The sequence below is a fragment of the bacterium genome (assembly GCA_035549195.1).
Classification (GTDB): domain Bacteria; phylum Oederibacteriota; class Muellerivitia; order Muellerivitales; family Muellerivitaceae; genus DASZRK01.
This window is the reverse complement of record DASZRK010000017.1, coordinates 395448-407076: the sequence shown is the minus strand read 5'-3', so window position 1 is coordinate 407076 and position 11629 is coordinate 395448. Positions and strand designations below refer to the sequence as shown.

General features: G+C 59.3%; 13 protein-coding genes. All 13 read right to left on the bottom strand.

Features of this window, described 5'->3' with window-relative positions; all coding sequences use genetic code 11:
- Positions 1 to 3: 3 nt before the first annotated feature.
- A complete protein-coding gene (gene nuoK, locus VHE12_05110; protein HVZ80167.1) occupies positions 4 to 318 on the bottom strand; it encodes an NADH-quinone oxidoreductase subunit NuoK in 315 nt (104 codons plus the stop codon).
- Between the two features lie 2 nt (positions 319 to 320).
- Positions 321 to 824 (bottom strand): NADH-quinone oxidoreductase subunit J, encoded by a 504-nt coding sequence (locus VHE12_05105; protein ID HVZ80166.1) that lies wholly within the window; start codon positions 822 to 824, stop codon positions 321 to 323.
- A 140-nt stretch (positions 825 to 964) separates the two neighbouring features.
- Positions 965 to 1510 (bottom strand): NADH-quinone oxidoreductase subunit I, encoded by a 546-nt coding sequence (locus VHE12_05100; protein ID HVZ80165.1) that lies wholly within the window; start codon positions 1508 to 1510, stop codon positions 965 to 967.
- A gap of 95 nt (positions 1511 to 1605) precedes the next feature.
- Entirely contained in the window at positions 1606 to 2910 is a 1305-nt protein-coding gene (locus VHE12_05095) for a complex I subunit 1 family protein (GenBank protein ID HVZ80164.1), read from the bottom strand.
- A complete protein-coding gene (locus VHE12_05090; protein ID HVZ80163.1) occupies positions 2903 to 4531 on the bottom strand; it encodes a 2Fe-2S iron-sulfur cluster-binding protein in 1629 nt (542 codons plus the stop codon). The genes VHE12_05095 and VHE12_05090 overlap by 8 nt, the downstream gene beginning before the upstream one ends.
- Positions 4531 to 5808, bottom strand: coding sequence for an NADH-quinone oxidoreductase subunit NuoF (nuoF, locus tag VHE12_05085; GenBank protein ID HVZ80162.1), 1278 nt, complete (start codon positions 5806 to 5808; stop codon positions 4531 to 4533). Before nuoF ends, VHE12_05090 begins: the two co-directional genes overlap by 1 nt.
- A gap of 2 nt (positions 5809 to 5810) precedes the next feature.
- Complete coding sequence (locus VHE12_05080) at positions 5811 to 6290, bottom strand: NAD(P)H-dependent oxidoreductase subunit E (GenBank protein ID HVZ80161.1); 480 nt, start codon at positions 6288 to 6290, stop codon at positions 5811 to 5813.
- 117 nt (positions 6291 to 6407) lie between these two features.
- Positions 6408 to 7655 carry an NADH dehydrogenase (quinone) subunit D gene (nuoD, locus tag VHE12_05075; protein HVZ80160.1) on the bottom strand — a complete coding sequence of 416 codons (1248 nt, stop codon included), beginning with the start codon at positions 7653 to 7655 and terminating at the stop codon, positions 6408 to 6410.
- Positions 7656 to 7698: 43 nt separating this feature from the next.
- Positions 7699 to 8220 carry an NADH-quinone oxidoreductase subunit C gene (locus tag VHE12_05070; GenBank protein HVZ80159.1) on the bottom strand — a complete coding sequence of 174 codons (522 nt, stop codon included), beginning with the start codon at positions 8218 to 8220 and terminating at the stop codon, positions 7699 to 7701.
- Positions 8221 to 8286: 66 nt separating this feature from the next.
- The gene (locus VHE12_05065) at positions 8287 to 8790 is read right to left on the bottom strand and encodes an NADH-quinone oxidoreductase subunit B family protein (GenBank protein ID HVZ80158.1); all 504 of its coding nucleotides are present in this window, start codon (positions 8788 to 8790) and stop codon (positions 8287 to 8289) included.
- The gene (locus tag VHE12_05060; protein HVZ80157.1) at positions 8781 to 9158 is read right to left on the bottom strand and encodes an NADH-quinone oxidoreductase subunit A; all 378 of its coding nucleotides are present in this window, start codon (positions 9156 to 9158) and stop codon (positions 8781 to 8783) included. The genes VHE12_05065 and VHE12_05060 overlap by 10 nt, the downstream gene beginning before the upstream one ends.
- A gap of 279 nt (positions 9159 to 9437) precedes the next feature.
- Complete coding sequence (locus VHE12_05055; GenBank protein HVZ80156.1) at positions 9438 to 10007, bottom strand: porin family protein; 570 nt, start codon at positions 10005 to 10007, stop codon at positions 9438 to 9440.
- A gap of 127 nt (positions 10008 to 10134) precedes the next feature.
- Positions 10135 to 11568, bottom strand: a complete 1434-nt coding sequence (gene gndA / locus VHE12_05050; GenBank protein ID HVZ80155.1) for an NADP-dependent phosphogluconate dehydrogenase — start codon at positions 11566 to 11568, stop codon at positions 10135 to 10137.
- Positions 11569 to 11629 lie beyond the last annotated feature (61 nt).

The window sequence follows — 11629 nt, the reverse complement described above, 5'->3', positions numbered from 1 at the left end:
GGCCTATCCCTTCAAGCTCTTGAAGATGTCCAGATCGACCGATTCTTTCAGGCGGTAGAGGGCGATGACGATGGCCAAGCCCACGCAGGCCTCGGCGGCGGCGATCGCCACCACGAACAGCACGAAAAGATGCCCCGTCATGTCCCCGTGGACACGGGAAAAGGTCACCAGTGCCAGGTTCGCGGCGTTCAGCATGAGCTCCAGGCTCATGAGGACGATGAAGAGGTTCTTGCGGGCCAGCACCCCGGCGGCCCCGATGGCGAAAAGGACCGCCGAGAGCGCCAGGTAGTGGGCCGGAGTGATGGGTGATAGGTCCATGGTCACAACTTCCTTTTCGAGAGCACTAGGGCACCGACGATGGCGGTCAAAAGCACGAAGGAAAGCATCTCAAAGGGGAAAAGATATTCGCTGAAAAGCTTGGCCCCCACGGCCGAGATGCTCCCAAAACCGGGTTCCAGGGACGCCATCATGGGTTTCCAAGAGGGTGCCAAGCCCATCCAAATGGGCCCCACCACCAGGACCAAAAGGGCGGCCAAGGCCGCCAGGAAACTCCCGGCCCGCGCCTTCATGGGCTCCAATTCCTCCTTGCGCAGGTTCAAGAGCATGATGACGAAAATGACCAGCACCATGATGCCGCCCGCATAGACCAGCACCTGCAGGATGGCGGCCAGGGACGCCGACAGCATGGCGTAGAGCCCCGACAAGGCCGCGAAGGCCGCCACCATGGCGATGGCGGAAGCGATCGGGTTGGTCCGGGTGACGACCAATAGGGCCGTCCCGACCAACACCGCGGCCAGGAAATAAAAAAGAACGCTTTCGATCACCCGATCCACCTTAAAGCAAAGTCTTTTGCCGCAAATGAGCGCAGATCTTCGCAAATAAATCCTAAGTCTTTAAGCCTTTAATCCATTCCTTGCCTTCATCAGCGCTCATTCGCGCTGATTTGCGGCCAGGACTTTGTTTCTCAGGGCCTCGCGTGCGGCCCGTGGGTCCACTGGACGGGACGGGGCGGATTATAGTCCGCCACCACGTCCTTATTATCGTGATCCATCAGGAATTCCTTGTGGTACACCAGGCTGTCGCGGGTGTAGCCCGCCACGGTCACCTCGGGGATGTCCATGCGGATGGCGTCCAGGGGGCAGGCCTCCACACAATAGCCGCAATAGACACAGCGCAGCATGTCGATGTCGAACTTCGCCGGGAACTTCTCGATGTTCGGGTCCGGCGACTCTTCCGCCAGGATATGGATGCACTCGGCCGGACAGGCGGTGGCGCAAAGCATGCAGGCGGTGCAACGGGGTTCGCCGTCCTCGCGCTTCATGAGCCGGTGCCGGCCCCGGGTGGTCGGGGGCAGGTCCTTCTTTTCCTCCGGGAAGGACACCACCGGCATGTCCTTTGGTTGGAGGAGATTGTGCAGGACATGGCCCAGCGTGAGCCAAAGGCCCTTGACCACTTCCACCACATAGATCTTTTCGGCGCCCTTCATCCCGGGCCTAGGAACAACCTTCATCGGCTCACCTTTTTGCCGTCATTGCGAGGAATGACCGCCGAATAGGCGGTCGTCAATGACGAAGCAACCTCAGTTTTAATAAAGCTTCAGGCCTTTTACTTTTGCGTCAGTACGATCACGCCCGTCACCAACAGGTTCAGCAAAGCCAGGGGCAACATCACCTTCCAACCCAAGTTCATCAATTGGTCATAACGGAACCGGGGCAAGGTCCAGCGCACCCACACGAAAAGCCAGCAAAAGAAGAGGACCTTCAGGGTGAGGCTTAAGAGCTGCAAAAGGGCCACCAGGATGCCCGTAAAGTCGGGTGAAAGGTCCTGGCCCGCGCCCCAGATCCAGAAACCCAAAGCCGCCACCGCCGCCAGGAAACCCAGCGCCGCCAGAATGAAGGGTTCGGCCCTTTGGACGCCCTGGTAGAGATGCTTTTGTTGCTCCGCCCTCTTATAGAGGAGATACCCGGCGGTCCCTTTGAGCAGGGCCACGGTCCCGCAAAGAAGCCCCAAGGTCAAGTGCGGGTCCTGGCGCAGGGTCTCGGTGGAGGCGAAGGGCACTTGGTAGCCGCCCAGAAAGAGCGTGGCGATCACGAAGGCCGCCACCACCATGTTGCAGTATTCGGCCATGAAGAAGAGGGCGAATTTCACGCTGGAATATTCCACATGGTAACCCGCCACCAGCTCCGATTCCCCTTCCGCCAGGTCAAAAGGATTGCGGTTCGTTTCGGCGAAGGAGGCTACCAAGAAGAGGAGAAAACCGACCGGTTGTAGGAAGATCCCCCAGTTGGGGATGGGCAAGGTCGCGCCCCAGGCGGCGAGGGAATGCCCCTGGGTCTCCACGATCGAACCCAAGCGCACGTCCTGATAGACCATCAAGAGTCCGACCATGGCGAGCCCCATCGAAAGTTCATAGGAGATCATCTGGGCCGAGGAACGAAGCCCGCCCATCAGCGAGAATTTATTATTGGAGGACCAACCCGCCAGGATGATGCCGAAGACCCCCATGCTGGTGATGGAAAGCACGAAAAGAACGCCTACGTTCAGGTCCGCCGCCTCGAACTGCACCGGCCGGCCGTTGAAGGTCATGGGGGCCGCCAGGGGCACCACCAGCAGCGGCAGCAGGCTCATGGTCATGGACCAGAAAGGCGCCATGAAGAAGTAGAGCCTGTTCACGCCGGCGGGCACGATGTTCTCTTTCATCAAGAGCTTCACCACGTCGGCGAAGTTGTGGATCATGCCGAAAAGGCGGATCCCCAGGATGTTCGCGCGGTTGGGCCCGATGCGGTCCTGAATGATGGCGCTTCCCTTTCGTTCCAGCCAGATGAAGACCGGGATGAATTGAAGGGGGATGAGCCAAGCGACCACGGTCATCACCGCGATATTGATGAGGGTGAAGGTCTGGTTATCCAAGGACCACCTTCCCGCACACGTTCGGCTGGGCCTTGACGCCCTGGAAGGGCTCGGCCGCCATGGGTTTTAGGTCCAGTACTTTGCCCGTTGCGGGGATGCCGTTGAAGGTCAGCCCCTTGAGCAACTCCACTTCCTTGGCCATGGCATTGAAGATCGAGGCGGTGTCCGGATAATCGAACCCTTCCACCTTCAGGGCCTTCGCCAGCTTGGCCATCCAGAGGGAAGCCTCGATGATGTCCGCGTTCTCCGGTTCGATGGCCTGCCGGACCCGTTGCAAGCGGCTGGTGGCGTTCACGAAGGTCCCGTTCTTCTCGATGAAGGTGCGCATGGGGAACACCATGGACCCCTTCTCGGCCACCTTGGTTTTGTGGACCGTCAACACGATCAGGGCCTTCACCTTTCCATAGACCTGGTTCGCCCGGGCCTCGTCCTGTCCGAAGGGATTGTTGTGCATCATGATCACGACCTTGATCTCGCCCTTCTCGATGCGGGAAAGCAGGTCGGCTCCCTCAGGGTCTATGCCAAGCAAGGCCAAACCCTGGGAATTGGGGGTTTTATCGGCCAATTTCAGGATGTTATCGCCCTCGCCCTTCTTGCCCCAGAAGGGGGCGGCGAGGTTCTTGGGGTTGAAGCGCTTCTCAAAGAGTTTCTTCATCATATAGAGGTCTTCCAAGGCCGCGAAGGGGGAGGCGATCCCCGCCACCTCGTCCTTGTTCAGGCCTTCCAGGATATGGGCCAACTGGGCGATGCCCTCGTTCAAGTTCGCGGTGGAATGGCCCAGGCGTACCTCTTCCTGCCGGTTCTTCTGGTAATAGTCGAAGGAGAAACGGCCCTCGTCGCAGATCCAGGTCTTGTTGAGTTCGGCGTTCTCGCGCGGCATGAAACGGTAGATGCGGCCCTTGTTGTGCTCGACCGTGATGTTGCAGCCCCGCGCGCAGGAATGGCAGACGGATTCGGTTTTCTTCAGGAACCAGACCCGTTGCTTGAAGCGGAACTCCTTCAAGGTCAGGGCCCCCACGGGGCAAACGTCGGTCACGTTGCCGGAATAGGCGTTGTCCAATCTCACGCCCGGGAAGATGTCGAGCTTGGATTCATGGCCGCGGTTCACGATGCCGAGCTCGGAGGTCTTGGGGACCTCGTCCACGAAACGGATACAGCGGGTGCAAAGCACGCAGCGTTCCTGGTCCAGGATGATGTGTTCGCCGATGTCCTCGGCCTTGCCGCCCTTGAAATAGCGGGGTACGCCCCGGCGGAAGTCGTAGAGGCCGTATTCCATGTATTGGTTCTGGAGCTTGCACTCCCCCGCCTTGTCGCAGACCGGGCAATCCAGGGGATGGTCCAGCAGGAGCATCTCGATGGCGCTCTTCTGGGCCTGCTTGGCCTTGGGGGAAAGCGTATGGACAACCATGCCCTCGGCCACCTTGGTGTTGCAGCCCACCGTCAGCATGGGGCCCTTGGGCCCCTCGATCTCCACCATGCAGGTACGGCAGTTGCCCGCCACCGGCAGGTAAGGGTGATAACAGAAATGCTCCAGCTTCATGTCATTATCGAGCACCGCCTGCAGGACGTTGGTGCCGTCCTTGACCTCGAGTTGTTTGCCGTCGATGGTGATCTTGGGCATCAGGACACCGCCTCGGGCACGGACACGGAAGCGGGTTTGCAGTACTTCTCGAAATCGCCGCGGAATTTCTTGAGGAAGCTACGCACCGGCATGGCGAGGGCCGCCGAGAGGACGCAGATGGTCTTCCCTTCCATGTTGTCCGCGATCTCCAGCATCAGTTCCAGTTCCTTGGTGGTGGCTTCCCCGTCCAGGATCTTCCGCATCAGGCGGTCCTCCCAAGCGGTCCCTTCCCGGCAGGGCGTGCATTGCCCGCAGGACTCGTGGGAGTAGAAGTGGGTCAGGTTCTTCAGCACTTTCGTCATATCGACCGTATCGTTCATGATGATGGCGCACCCGGTGCCGAACATCGTCTTGTGGTCCCGCATGCTCTCATAGGTCAGGGTCAGGTCCTGGCATTCCTCGGCGGTGAGGACCGGGCAGGAGGACCCGCCGGGGATGACGGCCTTGAGCTTTCCCTTCACGCCCTTACCGTAGTTGTTGATGAAATCCATCATGGGCAACCCGAAGGGCATTTCCCAGTAGCCGGTTTGGTTCACATGGCCCGAGAGACCGAAGACGTGGGTGCCGGTGGATTCCTTGGTGCCGATGGCCGCATAGGCCGCCGCGCCGTTCTCGACGATCCAGGGGACCGACGAGAGGGTCTTCACGTTGTTGATGATGGTCGGGCAACCGAAGAGCCCCACCACCGCCGGGAAGGGCGGTTTGATGCGGGGTTTGCCGGGCTTTCCCTCGAGGGATTCCAAGAGCCCCGTTTCCTCGCCGCAGATGTAGGCCCCCGCGCCGCGATGAACGTAGATCTCCAGGTCGAACCCGGAACCTTGGATGTTCTTGCCCAGGTAACCCGCTTGCTTGGCCTCGTCGATGGCCGCGTTCAGGCGTTGGATCTGTTCGTAGAACTCACCCCTTACATATATGTAAGCCGTGTGGCTGTTGATGGCGTAACAGGCACAGAGAATCCCCTCCAGGAGGAGATGCGGGTCGTAATACATCATGTAACGGTCGGAAAAGGTCCCGGGCTCCCCTTCGTCGGCGTTGACCGCCAGATAGATGGGCTTTCCCGTGTTCTGGGGCACGAAGGACCACTTCATCCCAGCCGGGAACCCGGCCCCGCCCCTACCTTTAAGGCCTGACGCCTTCACTTCTTCGATGATCTCGGCGGGCTTTTTGGCGAAAAGGTTCTTCAGGGACGCGTAGCCGCCCGTGGCCAGGTAGCCCTTGAGGGTATGGCCGTCCTTCACATTGAAACGCTTGGTCAATTGGGGCTGGAAATCGGCCATGGTTATTTCTTCCTCAGTTCATCGATGAGCTTTTCGGTCTTTTCCGGCGTCAGGTTCTCGTGGTATTCGTCGTTCACCCGCATGCAGGGCCCGGTGTGGCAGGAGGCCAGGCATTCGACCCTCTGATAGCTGAACTGCCCGTCCTGGGTGGTCTCCCCGTCCTTCAGGGAAAGCTTCGTCTCGATGGTCTTCTTGATCTCCTCGGACCCAGCCAGGAGGCAGGAGATGGTCTGGCAGACCTGGAGGTGGTATTTGCCCGGTTTCTGTTTCTGGTACATGGTGTAGAAATTGGCCGTTTCCAATACTTGGGCGGGCGAGCAACCCACCAGGTCCGCCACCGCACGCATGGCGTCGGTGGAGATGAAGCCGAATTCCCGCTGGGCGAGCCAAAGGGCGGGCAAAAGCGCGGCCCGGCGCACGGGATAGCGCGCGGCGATCGCCTCGAACTCTTGTTTGACCTCAGGTTTGAATTGAACCGGCATCGGATCCTCTTTTTTCACCGCGAAGAAGCGAAGTCCGCGAAGAAAATCATTTAATTTTCCATTCCTACTTTGGCTTACGTCTTATTTCGCCCTCTTCGCATCTTCGCGATAAAGCCTTTATCTATCCAATTCCCCGGCGATGATGTTGATCGATCCCAGGTTCGCCACGGCGTCGGCCACCATCCGTCCCTCGATCATCTCGTGGAAGGCGGCGAAATTCATGAAGCAGGGCGGTCGGCACTTCACCCGGTAGGGATTCTTGCCGCCGTCGGAAACGATATAGAAGCCCAGTTCCCCGTTGGCCGCTTCGGTGAAGTCATAGACCTCGCCGGCGGGCGGCAGGATGCCGTGCATGATGATCTTGAAGTGGTTCATCAAGCCTTCGATGTTGCCGTAGGTCTGCTGTTTCGGGGGCAGGGCCACCCGCTTGTCGTCGGTCATGACGGGGCCCTTGGGGATCTTCTTCAAGGCCTGTTCGATGATGGAGGCCGATTCCTCGATCTCCAAGAGTCGCACGAAGATGCGGTCGTAGATATCGCCCGTGGTGCCCACCGGCACGTCGAATTTGTAGTCCTCATAATGGTAATAGGGTTCGGCCTTGCGCAGGTCGTACTCGACCCCGCTCGCCCGGAGCGTCGGCCCCGTCCAGCCATAAGCGATGGCCATTTCTTTCGGGACAATGCAGAGGCCCTGCGTGCGGTCGAGGAAGATGCGGTTCTTCCCGATGAGCTTCTGGATCTCCCCTGTGTTGTGGCGGATGTCCTTGAGGACGGCCTTCACGTCGTCGGCGAAAGAGGGGTAAAGGTCACGGGCCAGGCCGCCGATACGAAGATAGCTGGAGGTAAGCCGCGCCCCGCAGAGCTTCTCGAGGATGTCATAGACCTTCTCGCGGGCGTTGAAGGAATACCAGAAATTGGTCAGGGCCCCGATGTCCACCAGGTTCGCCCCCGCGCAGACCAGGTGGTCGATGATGCGGTTGAGCTCGCAGGTGATGAGACGCACCGCCATGGCCCGCTCGGGGATAGTGATGTCCAGCATCTTCTCCATGGCCTTGCAATAGCCCACGTTGTTCATGATGGCCGACACGTAATTGAGCCGGTCGGTATAGGGAATGACCTGCTGGTAGGTATGGACCTCGCAGTCCTTCTCGAAACCCCGGTGCAGGTAGCCCATTTCGGTGACCGCCGCCACGATGGTTTCGCCGTCCAACGCGCAGAGGGCCCGCAAAGTGCCGTGGGTGGCCGGGTGGCTGGGGCCCAGGTTCACATAGACCAGGTCCTTCTTGCGCTTCCCTTCGGACGACTCCAAACCGGCGGAGCTTTCCGGTGTTTTGGGAAGCAAGGTTTTTGTGTCCAAGTCGCTCATGCTATTCTTTATGCCCTTCGTGTCTTCGTGGTTCGATTCCCGCTTATTCGTAGCCCTTTTCTTTTAACCGCACGTCCATCTCGTCCATCAGGGATTCGTTGGCCGACAGCCATTGCCGCCGCGTGATGGGATAGTCCTTGCGAAGCGGATGCCCCACGAACTCATGGTGGTTCAAGAGCCGCTTGAGGTTCGGGTGGCCGGAAAAACGGATGCCCATCTGGTCGAAGGCTTCCCGTTCCAGCCAATCGGCGTTCTTATAGAGGCCGCTGATCGAGGGAACGACCGCGTCATCCTCGGGAGCGGTCACCTTCAATTGGAAACGGTGCCCGTGGGTCAGGGATTTCAGGATGTAAGCCACCCCAAAGCGGTCCCCGGTACGCTCAGGCATTAGAGAGTAATCGATGGAGACTAGGTCGATAAGCATGTCGAAGGCCAGGTCCTTTTTATCGCGCAGGGTCTTCACCACGTCCGCGATGGCCTTTCGATCGATCAATACCTCTAAAACCCCGTAGCGATCCGTTGAAGCCTTGACGGCCCCCGAATGCTTCTCTTCGATTTTTTTCAAGATCTCGGTTTGTTCCACGTTTTGCCTTGCTCTGTGATCTCTGTGCCCTCTGTGGTTCGAATGCCTTTAATAATTGAAATGCGGTTCTTTCGCTTGGAACTGTGCGGGCGGCGTGGTCTTGGGGTTCTCGATCTTGTGCTGGAGCTTCATCACCGCGTCCAGGATGGCCTCGGGGCGCGGGGGGCAACCGGAGATATAGACGTCCACGGGAATGATCTGATCGATGCCCTGGACCGTGCAGTAGTTGTTATAGAAACCGCCGGCCGAAGCGCAGACCCCCATGGAGATGACCCACTTGGGCTCGCACATCTGCTCATAGATCTGCTTAAGGATAGGCGCCTGCTTGAAGGTGACGGTCCCGGCCACTAGGAGCAGGTCCGATTGGCGCGGTGAGAAGCGGACCAGTTCGGCCCCGAAGCGGGCCAGGTCGAAGACCGAGGACACCACGCCCATGAACTCGATGGCGCAACAGGCGGTGCCGAAGGGCATGGGCCAAAGGGAGTTCTTCTGCCCCCAGGCGACCACGGCGTCACGGCGGGTGGTGAAAGCGGGAAATGTTTCTACTCCCATTCCAAGGCTCCTCTCTTGAGCAGGTAGAACCAACCAAAGGCCAGCACGAAAAGGAAGGCCAGCATGGTGAGGAAGCCGCCCCAGGCCAGTTTCTGGAACAGGACCGCCCAGGGAAAAAGGAACACCACCTCCACGTCAAAGACCAGGAAGCACATGGCCACCAGGTAGAACTTCACGTGGAAAGGGTGCCTCGCGTCGCCCGACAGGGCGGGCGTTTGGATGCCACACTCATACGAGGAAAGCTTGGTGGCGTTGTCCTTGCGGGGGCCCAAGAGGGCCGAAAGGAGGTACATGGCGGCGGGCACGGCCAAGGCCAGGAGCAGCCCCAAAGCGATGGGGAGTAGGATCTCGATCTGGTCGAAGCTCATGCCGACCTCTTGAAGGGGAAATACCGGCGGGAAGGACGGGGGCGAAAGGCCGGAATAGGCCGAATTATAGGTATTTTTGGGACTTTAACGCAATGTGAAATATTTCACAAACTCAGGTTTTACACCGGCATTCAAGGGGTTCCTAAACCCCCAAAAGGCCTTTTGGCAAATTTAGATGTGAAATCTTTCACAAGCCCTAGAAGGTCCCCAGCCACCCCCACAACATCTGGAAATAAAAAAGGCCCGGGGGATATCCCCGGGCCTTTCTGGATCGCCTTCTTACATGAAGGAATAACCCGCCAAGAAGGTCAGGGTCCCGTTCTGCACATTGACGTTCTGGGACACGTTCTGGAGGCCCAGTTCATAACGGGCGCTCACGAGGAACTTATCGATGTCCAACTCGACCCCGCCCACAAGACCGATGTCCGAGCTGTTGAGGTTCGGGATGTCGTTGCCCCCGTTGTCCTTGGCCAACATGTTCCAGCTGAACGCCGGGCCCAGAAGAAGAGCCGGGTTCAGGACCGGCGTCCCCAGGGAGAGCTTGGCGAGGATCGGAACCTCGATGTAGTCCAATTGGGTGGTGGTGCTGGTGCCTGAAATGGCATTCCCCTTTTGTTCATAGAGGATCTCGGGACGAACGGCGAAGGATTGGCCGAAGTTCAGGCAAAGGAACCCGCCGCCCACGAACCCCAATTTGGAATCGTTGGCACTGCTGACCATGCTCAGGTCGCTTCCGACCAGGTTCGCGAAATTGGCTCCCGCTTCCAAACCGATATTGAAATTCTGCGCCGACGCGGCCCCCGCCAGGGTCGCCAAGCCTAAAGCCAAAACCAGGGTCTTGATCTTCATGATGCCTCCCTCTTCTCGACAGTTTGGGACCTCGGGGCCGATGGCCCGAAGGGATCCTTCCTTAAGACGCACCCATCCTCGACCGGGTTCCGCCTCTTTTTCAAGCCGGAACGGCCAAAAAGGCCTGTTATTTCGTCTTGGAAAGCCAGTCGGTATGCAGGAACCCTCGTTCCGGATGGTCCACCCGCTCGTAGGTGTGGGACCCGAAGAAATCCCGCTGGGCCTGGGTCAAGTTCTGTGGCAGGTCCGCGGTGCGGTAGGCGTCGAAATAGGCCAGGCTCGCGCTCATGGCGGGCGTCGGGATGCCGTTCGCCACCGCCACCTGGACCACCTTGCGCCAATTGGCCTGAGTGGATTCGACCTGCTTCTTGAAGGACTCGTCCAGCAGGAGCGACCCCAGGTTCGGGTTGCGCTCATAGGCCTTCATGATCTCGTCCAGCAACTTGGCGCGGATGATGCACCCGCCCTTCCAAATGCGGGCCATCTCGCCCAGGTTCACGTTCCACTTGTATTCGTCCGAAGCGGCCTTGATGAGGCGCATGCCCTGGGTATAGGAACAGACCTTGGAGTCATAGAGGGCGTCCCGCACCGCATTGATGAGCTCTTTCTTATCGCCCGAGTAGGAAACAGCAGGGCCCTTGATCTGCTTGGACACCGCCACGCGCTCTTCCTTGATGCTCGACATGCCACGGCCGTCCAAGGACGCCACGATGGTGGGGATCTGGACCCCCAGATCGAGGGCGATCTGGGCCGTCCATTTGCCCGTTCCCTTTTGCCCCGCCTTATCCAGGATCATGTCGACCAGCGGTTTGCCCGTCTCGTCGTCCTTCACGGTGAAGACCTTGGCGGTCAATTCGATGAGGAAGGAATCGAGGATGCCCTTGTTCCATTCGGCGAAGATGTCGGCCAATTCGGAGGCCTTGAGTCCCAGGACCTTGCGCAGGATGTCGTAGCTCTCGGCGATCAACTGCATGTCGCCGTACTCGATGCCGTTGTGGACCATCTTCACGAAATGGCCCGCCCCGTCGGGACCGCAATGGGTCACGCAAGGGCCCGAGTTGGTCTTGGCCGAGATGGCCTCGAAGATGGGCTTCACGAACTCATAGGCCTTGGGGGAGCCGCCCGGCATGATGGAAGGCCCGAACCGCGCGCCTTCCTCGCCGCCCGACACGCCCGCGCCGAAGAAATAAAAGCCTTCCTTGGTCAGCTCGGCCTCGCGGCGCTGGGTGTCCTTGAACCAGGAATTCCCGCCGTCGATGATGATGTCGCCCTTGGAGAGCAGGGGCTTGAGGAGCTTGATGGCGTCGTCCACCGGATCGCCCGCCTTCACCATGAGCATCACCCGGCGGGGGGATTTGAGGGCCTTCACGAAATCCTCGAGGCTATGGGCCCCGATGAACTTCTTGCCGGCGTTGCGCTTCATGAAGGGGGTCACCCGGTCGCTGCGCAGGTTGCAGACGGCCACCGAGAAGCCGTGGTCCTCGATGTTCATGGCCAGGTTCTCGCCCATCACCGCGATGCCCAGCACGCCGAAATCGGCCTGCGTCAATTGGTCCGCCATGGAAGCCTCCTCGTTCGGATTTTTCGGAGCGCATTCTAACATGGACCCTGCGTTTAGTTAG

What these genes read in the sequence shown, in the direction of transcription:
- VHE12_05055 (HVZ80156.1), bottom strand. Translation starts at nt 10,007, where the DNA reads ATGAAGATCAAGACCCTGGTTTTGGCTTTAGGCTTGGCGACCCTGGCG.
- gndA (HVZ80155.1), bottom strand. Translation starts at nt 11,568, where the DNA reads ATGGCGGACCAATTGACGCAGGCCGATTTCGGCGTGCTGGGCATCGCG.
- nuoF (HVZ80162.1), bottom strand. Translation starts at nt 5,808, where the DNA reads ATGGCCGATTTCCAGCCCCAATTGACCAAGCGTTTCAATGTGAAGGAC.
- VHE12_05100 (HVZ80165.1), bottom strand. Translation starts at nt 1,510, where the DNA reads ATGAAGGTTGTTCCTAGGCCCGGGATGAAGGGCGCCGAAAAGATCTAT.
- VHE12_05065 (HVZ80158.1), bottom strand. Translation starts at nt 8,790, where the DNA reads ATGGGAGTAGAAACATTTCCCGCTTTCACCACCCGCCGTGACGCCGTG.
- nuoD (HVZ80160.1), bottom strand. Translation starts at nt 7,655, where the DNA reads ATGAGCGACTTGGACACAAAAACCTTGCTTCCCAAAACACCGGAAAGC.
- VHE12_05090 (HVZ80163.1), bottom strand. Translation starts at nt 4,531, where the DNA reads ATGCCCAAGATCACCATCGACGGCAAACAACTCGAGGTCAAGGACGGC.
- VHE12_05060 (HVZ80157.1), bottom strand. Translation starts at nt 9,158, where the DNA reads ATGAGCTTCGACCAGATCGAGATCCTACTCCCCATCGCTTTGGGGCTG.
- nuoK (HVZ80167.1), bottom strand. Translation starts at nt 318, where the DNA reads ATGGACCTATCACCCATCACTCCGGCCCACTACCTGGCGCTCTCGGCG.
- VHE12_05080 (HVZ80161.1), bottom strand. Translation starts at nt 6,290, where the DNA reads ATGCCGGTTCAATTCAAACCTGAGGTCAAACAAGAGTTCGAGGCGATC.